This is a genomic window from Corynebacterium sp. 122RC1, assembly GCF_024580955.1.
In the GTDB taxonomy this organism is placed as follows: domain Bacteria; phylum Actinomycetota; class Actinomycetes; order Mycobacteriales; family Mycobacteriaceae; genus Corynebacterium; species Corynebacterium kozikiae.
The window spans coordinates 32328-47728 of sequence record NZ_JANIKD010000008.1 but is presented as its reverse complement, the minus strand read 5'-3'; the positions used below and the strand labels follow the sequence as shown (position 1 = coordinate 47728).

The 15401-nt window shown below is 60.7% G+C and carries 12 protein-coding genes; 3 read left to right on the top strand and 9 right to left on the bottom strand.

Going from position 1 to position 15401, the window contains the following annotated elements; all coding sequences use genetic code 11:
- Positions 1–119: 119 nt before the first annotated feature.
- Genes NQ050_RS05535 through NQ050_RS05520 form a run of 4 tightly spaced genes read right to left on the bottom strand, consistent with a single transcriptional unit; the run spans position 120 to position 5953 of the window.
- Complete coding sequence (locus NQ050_RS05535) at positions 120–2426, bottom strand: ATP-dependent DNA helicase RecG (RefSeq protein ID WP_257038296.1); 2307 nt, start codon at positions 2424–2426, stop codon at positions 120–122.
- An 8-nt stretch (positions 2427–2434) separates the two neighbouring features.
- Positions 2435–4201: a DAK2 domain-containing protein gene (locus NQ050_RS05530; protein ID WP_257038295.1), complete on the bottom strand. Its 1767-nt coding sequence runs from the start codon at positions 4199–4201 to the stop codon at positions 2435–2437.
- Positions 4202–4211: 10 nt separating this feature from the next.
- Positions 4212–4943, bottom strand: a complete 732-nt coding sequence (locus NQ050_RS05525) for a uracil-DNA glycosylase (protein WP_257038294.1) — start codon at positions 4941–4943, stop codon at positions 4212–4214.
- A gap of 5 nt (positions 4944–4948) precedes the next feature.
- Complete coding sequence (locus NQ050_RS05520; RefSeq protein ID WP_257038293.1) at positions 4949–5953, bottom strand: thiamine-phosphate kinase; 1005 nt, start codon at positions 5951–5953, stop codon at positions 4949–4951.
- A 205-nt stretch (positions 5954–6158) separates the two neighbouring features.
- On the opposite strand from NQ050_RS05520, the gene NQ050_RS05515 reads away from it, so the two are divergent.
- On the top strand, positions 6159–7205 hold the full coding sequence (locus NQ050_RS05515) for a DUF3515 domain-containing protein (protein ID WP_257038292.1): 1047 nt from the start codon (positions 6159–6161) through the stop codon (positions 7203–7205).
- Between the two features lie 54 nt (positions 7206–7259).
- Here the strand turns inward: NQ050_RS05515 and NQ050_RS05510 are convergent, their stop codons facing one another.
- Together NQ050_RS05510 and NQ050_RS05505 are read right to left on the bottom strand one after the other, a co-directional pair.
- Positions 7260–8357: a D-alanine--D-alanine ligase family protein gene (locus NQ050_RS05510; RefSeq protein ID WP_257038333.1), complete on the bottom strand. Its 1098-nt coding sequence runs from the start codon at positions 8355–8357 to the stop codon at positions 7260–7262.
- Between the two features lie 104 nt (positions 8358–8461).
- A complete protein-coding gene (locus NQ050_RS05505; protein ID WP_257038291.1) occupies positions 8462–9457 on the bottom strand; it encodes an NAD(P)H-dependent glycerol-3-phosphate dehydrogenase in 996 nt (331 codons plus the stop codon).
- Between the two features lie 249 nt (positions 9458–9706).
- Between NQ050_RS05505 and NQ050_RS05500 the strand changes: the two genes are divergently transcribed.
- Positions 9707–10702: an NUDIX hydrolase gene (locus NQ050_RS05500; protein WP_257038290.1), complete on the top strand. Its 996-nt coding sequence runs from the start codon at positions 9707–9709 to the stop codon at positions 10700–10702.
- Between the two features lie 79 nt (positions 10703–10781).
- Here the strand turns inward: NQ050_RS05500 and leuD are convergent, their stop codons facing one another.
- Both leuD and leuC read right to left on the bottom strand, forming a co-directional pair.
- The gene (gene leuD / locus NQ050_RS05495) at positions 10782–11372 is read right to left on the bottom strand and encodes a 3-isopropylmalate dehydratase small subunit (protein WP_257038289.1); all 591 of its coding nucleotides are present in this window, start codon (positions 11370–11372) and stop codon (positions 10782–10784) included.
- A 183-nt stretch (positions 11373–11555) separates the two neighbouring features.
- Positions 11556–13004, bottom strand: coding sequence for a 3-isopropylmalate dehydratase large subunit (leuC, locus tag NQ050_RS05490; protein ID WP_257038288.1), 1449 nt, complete (start codon positions 13002–13004; stop codon positions 11556–11558).
- Between the two features lie 140 nt (positions 13005–13144).
- Between leuC and NQ050_RS05485 the strand changes: the two genes are divergently transcribed.
- Complete coding sequence (locus tag NQ050_RS05485; RefSeq protein WP_257038287.1) at positions 13145–13870, top strand: IclR family transcriptional regulator; 726 nt, start codon at positions 13145–13147, stop codon at positions 13868–13870.
- Positions 13871–13885: 15 nt separating this feature from the next.
- Here NQ050_RS05485 and NQ050_RS05480 read toward each other — a convergent pair whose 3' ends face one another.
- Positions 13886–15400: a hypothetical protein gene (locus tag NQ050_RS05480; RefSeq protein WP_257038286.1), complete on the bottom strand. Its 1515-nt coding sequence runs from the start codon at positions 15398–15400 to the stop codon at positions 13886–13888.
- Between the last annotated feature and the right edge of the window lies 1 nt (position 15401).

The following is a 15401-nucleotide window of genomic DNA, read 5'->3' as shown; positions in this document are numbered from 1 at the left end:
GCGCGCCCCACCCATTACCGACGCCGCCAGCACGCCCACCCATCACCGCCGCACGCGGGAAACAGCGCTGGGACTTGTCGCAAGGTTTTGTCGCTAGGTTTTGTCGCTAGGTTTTGTCGCTAGGTTTTGTCCAAGTACTCCTGCAGATGCAGCTCGATGCCCTCCACCAGCGCAGCGGCGAGCTCCGGGTCCTGCGAGGCAAGCCGATCCGCATCCTGATGCGCTCGCTCCACCAACTCCCGATCTTGGGTGAGCTTGAGGAAGCGCGTGGTACGAGCAACCCCAGACTGGCTGACGCCCAAGACGTTGCCCTCTTGGCGCACACTGAGGTCCAATTCCGCGAGGGCAAAACCGTCATTCGTCTCTGCCACCGCCTGCAAGCGGCTAAAGCTCGGCTCCTCCACGCTGCGATCGGTGTAGAGGAAGCACAGTGAAGCATTGCCGCCGCGGCCCACGCGCCCGCGGAGCTGGTGGAGCTGGGAGATGCCAAACTGTTCGGGTTCGGTAATGATCATCACTGTGGCATTCGGGACGTCAATGCCCACCTCAATCACGGTGGTGGAAACCAGCACGTCAATCATGCCGGCTGCGAACTGGGCCATGATGGCGTCTTTGTCCTCTGGATGCATGCCGCCGTGCAACATCGCCACCTTGAGGCCTTTGAGCTCGCTGTGTTGAAGCTGGAGCTTGGTCTCCTCCACCCCTCCTTCGCCCTGGATCCTGGGGCAGACCACATAGGCTTGGCGGCCTTGCTGGATTTCCTCGCGGGTGCGTTCCCACATGCGCTGCACCCACTTGGTATTCCCCGCTTGGATCACATGAGTTTGAATCGGTTTCCTGCCGCCCGGCAGTTCGCTGAGGATGGAAACGGTGAGGTCACCAAAAGCCGTGATGGCAATGGTGCGTGGAATCGGGGTGGCCGTCATCACCAACAGGTGCGGGGTCAGCCCATTGGGCCCCATGTTGCGCAGGTGGTCACGCTGTTCCACACCGAAGCGGTGTTGCTCATCCACCACGCAGAAACCCAGGCGGAAAAACTCCACGCCCTCCTGCAACAGCGCATGAGTGCCCACCACAATGTGCGCTTCACCGGACACAATATCCAACAGCGCTTGGCGCTTGGCCACCACAGGCAAACTCCCGGTGAGAACCGTGACCTTTGCCTGCACCCCCGCCTGATCCAGCAGAGCGCGGATGCTATGGCCATGCTGCTGAGCCAGCACCTCAGTGGGTGCAAGCAGTGCGCATTGGTATCCGGCATCCACCGCCTGCAACATAGCAAGCACACTCACCACGGTCTTACCGGAACCAACTTCACCTTGCAGCAGACGCTGCATGGGGTGCTCACAACTCAGGTCAGCGGTAATCTCCTCTAACACCTTTTGCTGACCTGTAGTGAGGGCATACGGCAAGGCAGCGGCGAGCTTCCCATACCTCGACTCCCCACTCGATGAAGCTCCACCCGACGAAGCCCCACCTGCCGCTCCCGCCGCAACCGCCAAGATGGGCGCCGAGCGGGTTTGCGCCTGGGCACGTCGTAACGCCATGACCAAGTTCAGGGTGAGGGCCTCGTTGTATTTCAGCCGCTGCACCGCATGGAACGCGCCGGGTTCCTGAGCGAGGTGGAGCTGGCGCACGGCGGTATCAAAATCGGGCAGGCCTTGCGGGATGTGCGCGCCGATCGGGTCTGGCAAGGTGTCGGTATTTTGGAGCACCTGGTAGATGGCCGCGAATATCCGCCAGGAGGGCATGCCCTTTTTCGCCGGATACACAGGGATGTAGGGCAAGTTGGCCAGGACGTTCGCGAGTTCCTCACTGGGCAGCTCGTTTGCCATGTGAGAAAGACCGGAGGAGCCTTTTGCCCGTGTCACCTTACCGGTGGATTCATCAACGCTGGGAAACACCAGGTAGTCGGGGTGTTGGAGTTGCACTTGCCGGCCAAAGAGTTTCACCTTGCCGGTGAACATTCCCCTTGAACCTTGCGGCAACATGGAGGGAATCCAATGCGCGTTGAAGAAGGTGGCGCTGAACTGCGCCGATCCATCAAAAATCGTGACCTCGTAGAGCTTCATCGGGCGCCCCGATTGCTTTCCATGGCGCGCGGTCACAGTGCGCTGGTTCGTGTGTACCACCTCCCCGATGATGGTGATCACCTCCCCCTCCGTGATCATCCCGGCGGCGTGCACCTGGCCTTGGGCAACGTAGGCCCGCGGCGCGTGCATGAGCAACTCGCCCACGGTGGTGTACCCAAACTCTTTGGCAAAGGCCTTCGCCTCTTTTTCGGGCAGCACCTCACGCAACGGCGTGGCGTTTTCCCAAGGACCTGCGGGCGGCGGAGGTGGCGTCGGCTTGCTCCGGACTCCTTTTACGGAGGGTGTCTTGGGCGTCTTGCCTGTTAGGGCAGGTTTTCCGCGAGTGCTGCTCATGGTAAAAGCTACTCCACGCCAATCTCTGCCAGGTTTGCCATGTTGTGCGCAGGGTACACAGCGACCTCCGCGCCGTACTTTGCAAGGTCCTGTTCAAGCGCGTGCTGCAGCGCGTCCCCGTTCAGCATTGCACGGGTGCCCGCGTCCCGCTCTTGCTGGGCCGCGGTAGCGTGAATCAACACGGTAAGGCGCTCCCCGCCTTGGGCAAACATGTTCTTGGTGGTCTCACGGATGGCGGTTGGGAGGTCATCGAATACGCCCAGCACATTGGTCCCGGAAGTAGCCAGGACGTCATGCTTCGCGCACGCACCGGCTGGGGTGAGCCGCGCTTTTTCCGCCCTAGTGAACTCACAAATCCGCATTCCAGCCACAGCTTCAGACATGTCATAGGAATCCACGGCCAGCGGCAGCGTCGGATCGTGCACCGCAAGGGCTGCGAGTCCTCGCACCACAGCTCCCGAAAGCACAATGTTGATGTTCTGCTGGAATCCACGGCTCGCACGAACCACCGCCGCCAGCTCCAGCTTGGTGAGCAGGCCATTTGGCAGCAGAAGCACCTCCTTGGCCTGACTGTGCTGGATGGTCGCCGCGATCTCCCCTACCAATTCCTGGCGCACAACATCCTGGCGGTCCCGGTCACGGCCTTTCCCCGCCTCTGCCTCCACAACAAGGGCCCCAGCCTGGGCAAAGAGGTCCGCGAGTTCCCCAGCAGGGCTGAGCACAACAACGACGCGCCCAGGTGCCCCAGCTTCCCCATGCCTTTGGGCCGCGGTAGGAAGCACTTCGATGCGCAGGTCACTCACCGTAGCCAAAGCGTATGCAGCGGTGATTACCTCCGCAGCGCGCTCGGTGTGGATGTGGACGGTGCACTCGGAATCACTGGCTGGGGCAATAACGAGGGAATCGCCCAAAGGTTCCAATGCTTCAGCAAGCTGGGTGCGGTCCACCTCAGCGGCGTAGAACATCACCTCCAGGTAGCCGGAACCGGAATCGGAATCGGAATCGAGGGACCCTTCACCGTGGCTACAGGCTAATGCGGGCTGGGTGCTGTGCCGCGTCGGTGTTTCGGGTGATGGAGCGGATTTGGCCTGGCCAAACACCTCCGAAAGGTCAATAGCCGGGTTCCCCAGTTGCTGGCTCAGCACATCCAACACCAGTACCAAACCTGCTCCGCCAGCATCCACCACTCCGGCCTCTCGGAGTTCGGGCAGTTGGCTGGGGGTTTCCTTAAGAGCGGTGAGTGCAACGGATGTGGCTGAATGAAGGAGTGTTGGCAGGTCGGCAAACGGGTGGGCGTCGGTACGCTCCCCTACCTGCGCTACCTCACGCAGCACCGTGATGATCGTGCCCTCCACGGGTGCGGCGATTGCCCCCTCCACGAAACGCAATCCCTGGCGCAGTGCCTCCTGGAACCCGGGTGCGTCCAGCGGGCCGCGTTCGCACGCCTGCGCCACACCGCGAAGCACCTGGCTGAGCACTACTCCGGAGTTTCCGCGCGCGCCCTTGACCGCTCCCTTTGCCAAGGCTGCGGCTATTTCCAACACATCCCACTGAGCGCGCCCAGCGGAATCCCCATCTGCTTGAGCAAAGTAAGCTGCCTGGTCCACCGCCGCGCGCATGGTGAAAGCCATGTTTGAGCCGGTGTCTGAATCCGGAACGGGGAACACGTTGAGTGCGTTGATCTGCCTGCGATGCGCCTCCAATGCATCGGCAGCGGCGTGGGCCCACTGATAAAGCCCGTGGCCGTCGAGTGCATGCGAAGGCGGAGTTGTCATGCAAAATATCCTACAAGCGCCAGTCCACAGGTTGTGCGCCCGCGGCCACAAGATGCTTGTTTACCTGACTAAACGGCGCAGAACCAAAGAAGCCGCGGCGGGCAGACAGAGGCGAAGGGTGCGCACTTTGCACTGTCGGATGCGCGCCGAATAGCGGGGCTGTTGCTTTGGCGTCATTGCCCCAGAGCACTCCCACCAAAGGGGCTTGCCGTTCTGCGAGAGCGGTAATGATCGCCGCAGTGAAAGCCTCCCAGCCAATTCCCCTGTGTGAGCCAGCGGCACCAGGGGCGACCGAGAGGACTCTATTGAGCAGCATGACGCCCTGTGCAAGCCACGGGCGAAGATCACCATTTGCCGGCTTGGGCACCCCTTGATCGTGTACGAGTTCTTGGAAAATGTTGTTCAAGCTGCGCGGCAAGGGGGCCACTTCTGGGGCAACGGCAAAACTCAACCCGATTGCGTGCCCCGGCGTGGGATACGGGTCCTGGCCAAGGATTACTACCTTGACGGCGTGAAACGGGATGCTCAAGGCCGCCAGCAAATTCTGAGGCTGGGGTAGGAAGACCGGTTGCTTGTGCAGGATCGCGTCTATCTCCCAGAGCGTGGCCGCTTGGCTTTGGAGAAGCGGCAGCCAGCTTGGGTGAACGAGCCCAGCGGTCTCATCGGCCCCAGCAGCTCCGTTGGGACGCGCCCACTGAGGCAGTTCGGTCTGTGGCAGATCAGGGGTATTTTCCGTGGTCATGGAGCTCACTCTGCTTTCGCTTCCGTACGAACCCCGGGAAATGAATTCCATCCCTCGAATTGATCAACGCAGGTGCCGTCAAGAAGCACATGCTGTTGGTGATGCTGATGGTGCTGCGCTTTGCGCACCACCCCGATCTGGCGGAACCCCGTGGGTGCGGCATGCGCGGTGGTTCCCAGTAGCGTGTGGTCCTCGCCGCCGGAAAGTACCCATTGCCACGGATCTTGGTCGAGTACCTTGCCGGCGAGGCGCATGAGAGGGCTAGGTTCCAGCGCAGTTGCCTGCAGGTCCATGATCACCCCGGAGCGGCGGGCCATGGTACCAAGGTCTGCAACGAGGCCATCTGAGTTGTCGGTCATGGCTGACACACCGGCAGAACGAGCCACGAATCCGCGCCCTGGCGGAACGTGTGCCTGGCAGTGCGAGCGAAGCAACGGCAAGAACTCCGTGGGCATCTCTTCCCTGCCAAACCTGCGGAGTAGCGCAAGCCCCGCCGCAGATGCACCGATCTCGCCTGAAGCGATGATGATGTGCCCCGGCTTGGCGGCGTCCAGCGTCAGTGCCGGAATGGAACCTCCAAGCTGGCCGATTGCGGTGACAGAAAGGACGATTTGTTCACCGTCAGTGATGTCCCCGCCCACGAGTTCCGCGTGGTAGTCCTTCACCCGCTGCGAGATACCTCGCGCCAGCTCGGAGATGAATTCGAGCCGAGTGTAGCTCGGCGCGGAGATGGCCAGGAGCGCAGCCACAGGCCTGGCGCCCATCGCCTCGATGTCTGCAAAGTTCTGGGTGATGGCTTTGCGCCCAATTTCCGCGGGGGTGGACCAGTCCAGCGTGAAGTGGCGGTTCTCCACCAGCATGTCCGTAGTCACTACGGTGCGCGAATTTGGGGCGGCGTGGCTGAGCACGGCGGCATCGTCGCCATTTCGGCTGCTCGGAGCGTGCGCGATGATGGTGTTAATCGCTTTCCGCTCGCCTACCTCCGCGAGTGTGGGGTTAATCCGTTTCAATTTCGGCTCCTCATCCTTCGCACCAACAATAGCCCGCAGAGCAAAGGCGGATGTACGGCGGCACGCGGTTCGCGGTTCGCGGGGGCTTCAAGGGATGAAAGTGAGTAGTTTCGAGGCTCGGTCCTCGGGTCTCGGGCTCTCGGGGCTCTCGGGCCTTGGGGCTGGGAGCTGGGCCTCCTAGGGCAGCGTTGTAGAATTGTTCCCTATGAGTTCGCCCAGCCAGTCCACTCCCACCTCCAAACAACAATTTTGGCGCGGCAACTGGCCGATGCTCCTCGCTCTCTTCCTCGCATTAGCCCTGGTTGTGGCTGTGCTGGTGGGGGCCAAAATGGTGTATGAGAAAGCGGCGAACCAGCCCGTGGCAATGAGCGTGCTGGACACCCCCGATGCCAACTCCGCAGAGTGCGCAGACTTCGTAGCCACCCTCCCCGAGGAACTCCTAGGCCTTGACCGCGCCGAGCTGGTTGAGCCCGCACCCAACGGCGCCGCCGCGTGGCAGCAGGATTCCCAAACCCGCATCACCTTGCGCTGTGGCGTGGATTTGCCTTTGCAGTACAACGCGCTGTCGCTGATTTCCGAACAGTCCGGCACACACTGGCTCGAGGTCGCGGACACCACCCCGCAATCCACGATGCGCACTTGGTACTCAGTGAACCGTTGGCCGGTTGTGGCAATCACTGCCGACGACGCCAGCGCCCCACACACCGCGCCCACAGGCGAACTCAGCGCAGCCATGGACTCGCTGGAAGTCCGTCAAGCGGCGTTCAATCCGACCCCGCTCGCGCAGCTCACAACCGCAATCGAGGCCGGTGGAACATCCGGTGGCTCAGAAGGTGCTGACTTAGCGCAACGCTGCGAGGACCTTTTGGCCTCTCTGCCTGAAACCTTTGGCACCGGTCCCACCTACACCGCGATTGACGCGATCGACGCGGTTGAAAATGGCCCCAAAGCCCAGGCTTTGGAAGGCTACTCCCGGGCGTGGGTGGCACCTGGCCATGAGGCTGTGGTGATTCGCTGCGCGGTTGACTTCCCCCAGTCCTACGAGGCCGGCGCACAGTTGCAGCAGATCAATGAGATCGCCTGGTTTGAAGACACCACCCTAGGAAACGGCACCACCGCCTCGGTTTGGTACGGCCTTGGGCGTGACATCATCCTGGCCGTCAGCACCCCACAGGCTGCAGTGGATTCCGTGCTTGTTCCGGCGGGCGAGGCGTTGGTTGAGCACTCCTCACCGCAAGAAGGCGAGCTCTAAGCCCGCACCACAAGCAACACCCTCAAGCAATTCCGTTCAGGCTAGATGCAGAATTTAGCGCGCCGGAAGCTCGCGCTCGATCAGAATGGCTAGCAGGTCCGCATACGCAATGCCGGAGGCCTCCATCACCTTGGGGTACATGGAGATGGGAGTAAACCCTGGCATGGTGTTCACCTCATTGAGCACTGGGCCGTTGGCGGTGACAAAGAAATCCACGCGCGCCAGGCCATGGCAATTCAGCGCACGGAAAGCATCCGCAGCGAGCAGTTGCACCTGCTTGGTGGTTTCCGCATCGAGCGGTGCCGGGATATGCGCGGTGACCACGCTGTCCAGGTACTTCGTGTCAAAGCCGTAGAAACCCTCAGCTCCGCCGTGGGTATCGGCAAGCTGGGCGAGCACAGAGGACACGATAGTGCCGTCGGCTTTCTCCAGCACACCACACTCAACTTCTTCACCGACAATTTCCGATTCCACAATCACCTTGTGGTCATACTCGCGCGCATACGCCATTGCCGCAGGCAGTTCCTCCCAAGAGGTCACTCGAGAGATACCAATGGAGGATCCACCGCGGGCTGGCTTGACGTACACGGGCAGTCCAAGCAGGTCTTTGTCCGCCTGCGTGAGTTCTTGGTTGCCACGTAGAATCACTTCTTTACCCACTGGAAGGCCCTCAGCGGCGAGGAGCTTCTTGGTGAACTCTTTGTCCATGCCACATGCGGAGCTCAATACGCCGGTGCCAACATACGGCACGCCGGAAAGTTCAAAGAGACCTTGTACGGTGCCGTCTTCACCGTAGGGGCCGTGGAGCACCGGGAAGATCACGTCCACCTTGGCGTAGAGTTCGCCGTCGGTAAAGCGGAACTCACCGGCCCTATTTGGGTTGAGGGATAGCGTAACTTCGCGGACCAGCTCCACCTGGGGCATCACGCGGTCTACGGTGCGCAGTTTTTCGGGGTCAAATTCCCCTACCGTCCAAACGCCGTCCTTGGTGATACCCACTGGCACACACTCAAAACGCTCCGGGTCCAAGTGGCTCAGGATAGCCCCTGCGGAGACGCAAGAAACCTCGTGTTCAGAGCTGCGCCCGCCGTACACGATGGCCACCTTGATCTTCCCAGGTGCCTCGTGTCCAAGTGCTGAATCAACTGCCAGATCAGTTGCCGAGTTGGTGGATGCTTGATTGATGTCACTCACGAGCACTCACTCTACCCTTTCCACGCCTTGCAACCGCGGCGGGCACACGCTCACAACGGCGATCATTCAGGTTTTTTAGACCTCCCCATGAGGGCTGCCACGGTATCACCAACGTCTACTCCCTTGTGGCACACCGCATACACGGCGGTGGTGATGGGCATTTCAACACCTTGCAGTTTGGCCAGCTCGTGGATGGATTGTGAGCTCGTCACTCCCTCTGCAACCTGGCCGTGTGTGGCCTCGCGGGCGTCGTCAAGCGTGCCACCCTTGCCCAGCCGCTCGCCGAAACTACGATTGCGTGAAAGCGGCGAGGTGCAGGTGGCAACGAGGTCGCCGAGGCCTGCCAAGCCTGCGAAGGTGCGTGGGTCGGCGCCCATGGCTTCACCGAGCCTCGTGATTTCCGCGAGGCCACGAGTGATGAGCATGGCCACGGTGTTCTCCCCCATCCCGCGGCCCACAGACATGCCGCAGGCCAACGCGATCACATTCTTGCATGCACCGCCGATTTCCGCGCCAACGACGTCCGTATTGGTGTACGGGCGGAAATAGGGAGCAGACAAGGCCGCCTGAACCAACTGCGCGCGATTGTGGTCCTCGCAGGCAATCACTGTTGCCGCAGGCTGTTCCAACGCGATTTCGCGGGCAAGGTTTGGCCCCGACAGCACCGCAATCCGCTCAGGGGCGGCGCCGGAAACCTCCGCGATCACCTGACTCATGCGCTTAAAAGTGCCCTTTTCCACGCCCTTTGCCAAAGACACCAACGTGGCATTGTTGGAGATCATCGGGGCCCATTCGCTCAGATTTGGCCGAAGGGTTTGGCTTGGCACGCCCAACACCACAATTTCAGCGCCGTCCAGCGCCTCAGCGGCGTCAGCGGTGGCCTCCAGCGCTTCGGGGAGCTGCACTTGTTCCAGGTAGCGGGAGTTGGTGCGTTGCTCATTGATTTCCTGGGCCACTTCTGCACGCCGGGCCCACAGCGTGGTGCGGCAACCGGCATCCGCGAATACCTTGGCCAGCGTGGTTCCCCACGAACCTGCACCCATTACCGCAACCTTCATGCGCACCGCCTTCTTTCCTGCTACTCGCTTGCGCCTACTTTTCACTTGCGCCTCCCACCGGGATGCCGGAATCAGTTGATCTGCGCCGGGGTGATCAGAGGCACTGCTAAATGTCTAGTGTACGTGCAAAGTCTGCGGGCACAGTCAATTTGCCGAGCTGTGGCAAAGCTGCCGTGGGAGTAATGTTTCATCCAGTGAGTTCCGCCGGAGAACCACCCTCGGCTTGCACTATCGAAAACAGGGAGCACCATGGCCAACATGCACGAACAAGACAAAGATCAACGCTCTGCGCTGCACATTACAGGCCGCTACCAGGTGATTCGGAACAACGCCGCCAAAGAGTTCCGCCGCTCAACGCTGGCTGCGGGGGCAGTGGTGTGGCGGGAAAATCCCAGCACTCCGGAAGGTGTGGAAGTGGCAGTGATTCACCGTCCGCACTATGACGATTGGTCGCTACCCAAGGGCAAGGTGGACCCTGGCGAGTCTTTGGTGGTCACGGCGGCACGGGAAATCCTGGAGGAGACCGGTTACTCCGTAGTGATGGGCAAACTGCTGGGCAAGGTGACCTACCCGGTTGGTGACCGCACGAAGGTGGTCTACTACTGGACGGCCAAGGCACAATCCGGCAACTTCCACCCGAACAACGAGGTTGGTGAACTTGTGTGGCTCGACTTCGCCTCCGCCCGCCAACACCTGAGCTACGAGGTGGATCGGCAGATTCTGGACAAGGCGCAGAAACGCCTTGCGGTGCCCTCTGATTGCCGAATCCTGTTTGTGCGCCACGGCCGGGCACACCACCGGGAGAATTGGAGTGGCAATGACTACCTTCGCCCGTTGGACAAGAAGGGCCGCAGGCAAGCGGACTACCTTGCACCCCTCTTGCAGGCTTACGCCCCGGACAGGCTGATCTCTGCGGAACCCGAGCGCTGCCAACACACCGCCGCACCTACAGCTCAAGCTTTGGGCCTTGACGTGCTGGTAGATAACTCCTTCGGCGACGACGGCTGGATCAGCAACATGAACCAATCCAAACGAAAGATCGAGGAGTTGATTTACCAGGGCGGCACGTCGGTGGTGTTTGCGCAGGGATTCATCATTCCCGACGCCATCGCGTGGCTCGCCTCCCGCGGGCGCTTGCCGCTTGACGAGGTGAAAGCCAAGAAGGGCTCAATTTGGGTGTTGAGCTTTCATGAAGGAGAGCTCACAGGGGCGGATTATATTGAAGGGCCACTGCCGGTGAAGTAGGCATACTAAAAGGCGCAGCGTAAGGGATGCTGCGCCTTTTTCGTTCCCGTTGGGCTATCCCTGTGCTGTTCAGGGATGTTTACTGGGTCTTTGGCTTGAAGCTTGGACGCTTTGCCTCGAACTCCTGAATCTCTTCTTCTTTGCGCAGGGTGAGCCCGATGTCATCGAGGCCTTCCATGAGGCGCCAGCGAGTGTAGTCATCTACGTCAAAGGAGTAGACGTTGCCCTCGCAGGTTGCGGTGCGCGCATCGAGGTCCACGGTGATTTCCGCACCGGGGTTTTGTTCGAGCTGCTTCCACAGCAACTCGATGTTCTGCTGCTCCATCTGCGCTGCCAGCAGTCCAGCTTTTCCTGAGTTCCCGCGGAAAATGTCTGCGAATCGGGAGGAGAACACCACACGGAAGCCGTAATCCATGAGTGCCCACACTGCGTGCTCGCGGGAGGAACCGGTACCAAAGTCTGGGCCGGCAACCAGCACGGAGCCCTCCTTGTAGGCATCTTGGTTCAGCACAAAGTCCGGCTCATTATTGCGCCAGTTACTAAACAGGCCGTCCTCGAATCCACTGCGGGTCACGCGCTTGAGGTACACCGCGGGGATGATCTGGTCAGTGTCCACGTTGGAGCGCGTCAGGGGCACGCCAACGCCTGTGTGGGTGACAAACTTTTCCATTTTTCAAAGCTCCTTTTTTTTGCCTGCGTTGCCATGTGCCATTTGCCGTTGGTGAGGGGTTTCACCTCCCCAAAGCTCACGTCACGATTCCGGTTCCGATTCCAATTCTGGTGCCGATTCCGGTCTCGGCTTCGGTCTCGGTTATGGTCTCGGCTTCGGCTTCGGCGGCAGGCGTTCGGCTAGTTAGGCAGTTGGCAGGTCCGCTGGGGATGCGAGGGTTCCAAGGATTGCGGTGGCTGCGGCAACCTCTGGGGACACCAAGTGAGTCCGTCCACCAGGGCCTTGGCGGCCTTCAAAGTTGCGGTTCGAGGTGGATGCGGATCGCTCGCCAGGCTTGAGTTGGTCTGGGTTCATACCGAGGCACATGGAGCAACCCGCAGTACGCCACTCAGCACCGGCCTCGACGAACACCTGATCCAGGCCTTCTTCCTCGGCTTGAGCCTTCACCATTGCAGAGGAGGGCACCACCATCATGCGCACGGAGTCCGCCACCTTGCGACCCTTGACCACCTCGGCTGCGGCACGCAAGTCCTCGATGCGGGCGTTCGTGCAGGAGCCCAGGAACACGGTGTCGATCTTGATGTCGCGCAGTGGGGTACCTGGGGTGAGGTCCATGTACTTCAGCGCCTTCTCAGCTGCGGCACGCTCATTGTCATCACCAAAATCCTCAGGGTTTGGCACGTTTGCCCCCAGTGGAAGGCCCTGGCCTGGGTTGGTACCCCAGGTGACAAATGGGGTGAGCGCGGAGCCGTCGATCTCCACTACGGTGTCAAATTCTGCACCTTCGTCGGTGGGCAGGGTCTTCCAGTAGGCTACGGCCTCGTCCCAGTCCTTGCCGGTTGGCGCCATCTCGCGGCCCTTCACATAGGCAAAAGTGGTCTCATCTGGGGCGATCATGCCCGCGCGAGCACCTGCCTCGATGGACATGTTGCAGATGGTCATGCGCGCTTCCATGGAAAGCTTTTCAATGGCTTCGCCGCGGTACTCGATTACGTGGCCCTGGCCACCGCCGGTACCAATCTTGGCGATGATTGCAAGAATGAGGTCCTTTGCAGACACGCCTGGCTGCAGCTCACCGCTGACGTTGATCGCCATGGTTTTGAAAGGCTTGAGCGAGAGCGTCTGCGTTGCCATCACATGCTCCACCTCAGAGGTGCCGATGCCGAAAGCCATCGCGCCGAAGGCACCGTGGGTAGAAGTATGGGAGTCGCCGCACACGATGGTCATGCCTGGCTGGGTCACGCCGAGCTGCGGCCCAACTTGGTGGACAATGCCCTGGTTGATGTCACCCATCGGGTGTAGGCGCACGCCAAACTCCTCGCAGTTCTTGCGCAGGGTTTCCACCTGGGTGCGGGAGGTCTGGTCCTTGATTTCCAGCAAGCTACCGGCAACGATGCCCTCGGTGGGCACGTTGTGATCCTCGGTAGCAAGGTGTAGCTCAGGGTGGCGCAGCTTGCGGCCAGCCATGCGCAGTCCGTCAAACGCCTGGGGGCTCGTGACCTCGTGGAGCAATTGGAGGTCAATGAAGATGAGATCCGGCTCACCGTTTTCACCCTGGGAAACTACGTGGTCACGCCACACTTTTTCGGCCAGAGTGAGCTTTTCTTTCTTCGAATCCACTGGGCTGGTCATGGTCCGAATCACCTCTTTCCTGCTTCCACCCATCCCGTATTGTTGGTGGGATGGGCACACCCTCCACGCAGTGAAACTGCTTGGAAACGCCTGTTGGCACCTCGTGGCTGTCTCACTAGATGGAATGCTAATATCATGTCATGGGAAAGATTAACACAGATTCCTCGCCAACGAGCGGCATTAAGGTCCTTGACCGCGCCGTAGCAATCCTGCTCACCGTTGCCGAGCATCCTGTGAGCCTCACCGAGCTCTGCGCAGCCACGGAACTCCCCCGCGCCACCGCCCACCGTTTGGCGAGTGCCCTGGAAATCCACCATCTCCTCGCCCGCACCCCGGAGGGCAAATGGACCATCGGCGCGGTCACGCATTCCCTTAGTTCCGGCACTGCCAACCAGCTCATCGACGCCGCCAATCCCATCATGACCCAGCTCGTCGCCCGCACAGGCGAATCGGTGCAGCTCTACCAGCTCGCTGGGGAGCAGCGCGTGTGCATCGCGGCCCAAGAACCGGCAATTGGGCTGCAAAACACGGTCCCCGTGGGCACGAGGCTCCCCCTTTCTGCAGGGAGCGCAGCCAAGGTGTTCTTGGCTCACTCTTCCCCAGCGTTACGACGTCAAGTGCTGGCCCACAGCCATAGTTTCACCGAAGAAGAGCTGTTGGCGGTTCGCACCAAGGGGTGGGCTGAGTCTATTTCCGAGCGCGAAGTGGGCCTGGCCAGCATCTCTGCCCCGGTGTTTGACCACGAAGGCCTTTTCACCGCTGTACTTTCCATCTCTGGCCCAGTGGAACGCCTCCGCCCCACTCCGAGCGCCCGTTGGGAGCAGGACATCGTGCGCGCGGCTGCCCAAATTTCCGCTGCGGTGTAGCCAACACGCGCTCAGCTACTCCGCCTGCTTCTCCCCTACTACATCGATGCCGCGCACTTCTATTGGTGTACTTGCACTCAGCTCGATTTCCGCCACTGGGATTTCCTGCAGTTCCTCCGGGAGCGCAAACTCAATGGTGGCAGGAATATACAGCCCTGAGCTCACGTCCGTTTCCCGATTCTTCAGCGCGGGGTGGGAGCCATCTGCTGCAAGTTCCAGCGACTGACCATTAGTAAAGCGCAGGGTGAGCCTTAATACTGTGGAACTGCCATCGGGGCTGCTCCCAAAAGGCGCGGCATGCACCGCAATCTTGCGGGCCGTTTGCTTGTATTGCAAAACGTCCACAGAGGCAGTGGTGATGTGCGAGACCTCGCTAATCGCCATCATCACCCCGGTGTCCGGTTCCGTGCACATTGGCGCAGTTTCTGCAGAATCACCAATGCCACGGCTGCACACTGCCCCGATATCTTTCGGCGCAATTCGCACTACGGTCTCCTGCGCGGATTGAGCAACTTGTGCGACGAGCATCGGCGGATTCATGGCAGCCAAGGCCGCAGGCACAGCAGGCATTTGGGCCGAGAAGCGGGAATCACTTGGCGCGCTGTTGTTGCCCAAGGTTTGCCCGAACCAATCCAGCGCCACGTCTCGTACCAGGTTTTGGTGCTCCTCCACCGAGGCGCAAGGCTGGAGGTCACACGCAACGCGGTCGTCTTTTCCGGCGCTCGCGAGCGTTTGGTTGATCAGTGTGTGCCCATATCCGTTTAGCGTGGCTACGTAGGCTGGCTCGGTTCGATCCTTGGTGATGTGCTGTGTCATCCAGATCGCTGCCGCAGGCCCTACGTCTTGGTCATCAAAACTGTCAATGGCCAAATAGGAGACGTCGGGCGCCGGTGGGCTGAATTCCTGCTGGTCAAAGGTGTCATAGAACGGCCCATAGGCAAACACGCTATCCACCCCGAATTGCTGCGCGCCAAGATTCACCAGTCCCGCGGCGCGTGAGTGGACGAACATGCCCACCTCCCGCGGAGCGTACCCCGGCGCATTTTCCTCTAACGCTGCGGCCACCACCGCTTGCCACACTGCGGGTTGATCATAGGGGCTGTGCAGGAGTCCACCTTCCCACACCGCCCCGAGATCCGGGATGAGCACCGCGTACCCTTCATGCGCCAAGGCTTCGCCGAGGTAGCGCATGCCTTCGTCGTAGCGGTATCCCCCACCTGGGCAGGAACGAGCAAAGGTGTCATCGGTGCAGTTTGGGTAGCGCAGGTGATTCACAATCACAAGCGACGCGTCCTCAAGGCTTCGACCTTCAGGAACATAAAATTGCCCGCGAACAGGCCATTGCTGCCCTTCTGCGGAGACGGACGCGAAATCGTAGGCCTTACCCAACGGAACCTGCTCACTTGCAGCCTCCCCACTTTGCGGCTGTGCAGCGCACGCGCTCAACACCACCAAAAGGACCGACGCCATCATTGCCACGATAACCTTGAACCAAGAGGCCGCGCCGGCCTTTGGTTTCCAGGATTGCACA

Coding starts and splice junctions, on each gene's coding strand:
- NQ050_RS05535 (WP_257038296.1), bottom strand. CDS start 2,426: ATGAGCAGCACTCGCGGAAAACCTGCCCTAACAGGCAAGACGCCCAAG.
- NQ050_RS05530 (WP_257038295.1), bottom strand. CDS start 4,201: ATGACAACTCCGCCTTCGCATGCACTCGACGGCCACGGGCTTTATCAG.
- NQ050_RS05525 (WP_257038294.1), bottom strand. CDS start 4,943: ATGACCACGGAAAATACCCCTGATCTGCCACAGACCGAACTGCCTCAG.
- NQ050_RS05515 (WP_257038292.1), top strand. CDS start 6,159: ATGAGTTCGCCCAGCCAGTCCACTCCCACCTCCAAACAACAATTTTGG.
- NQ050_RS05505 (WP_257038291.1), bottom strand. CDS start 9,457: ATGAAGGTTGCGGTAATGGGTGCAGGTTCGTGGGGAACCACGCTGGCC.
- NQ050_RS05500 (WP_257038290.1), top strand. CDS start 9,707: ATGGCCAACATGCACGAACAAGACAAAGATCAACGCTCTGCGCTGCAC.
- leuD (WP_257038289.1), bottom strand. CDS start 11,372: ATGGAAAAGTTTGTCACCCACACAGGCGTTGGCGTGCCCCTGACGCGC.
- leuC (WP_257038288.1), bottom strand. CDS start 13,004: ATGACCAGCCCAGTGGATTCGAAGAAAGAAAAGCTCACTCTGGCCGAA.
- NQ050_RS05485 (WP_257038287.1), top strand. CDS start 13,145: ATGGGAAAGATTAACACAGATTCCTCGCCAACGAGCGGCATTAAGGTC.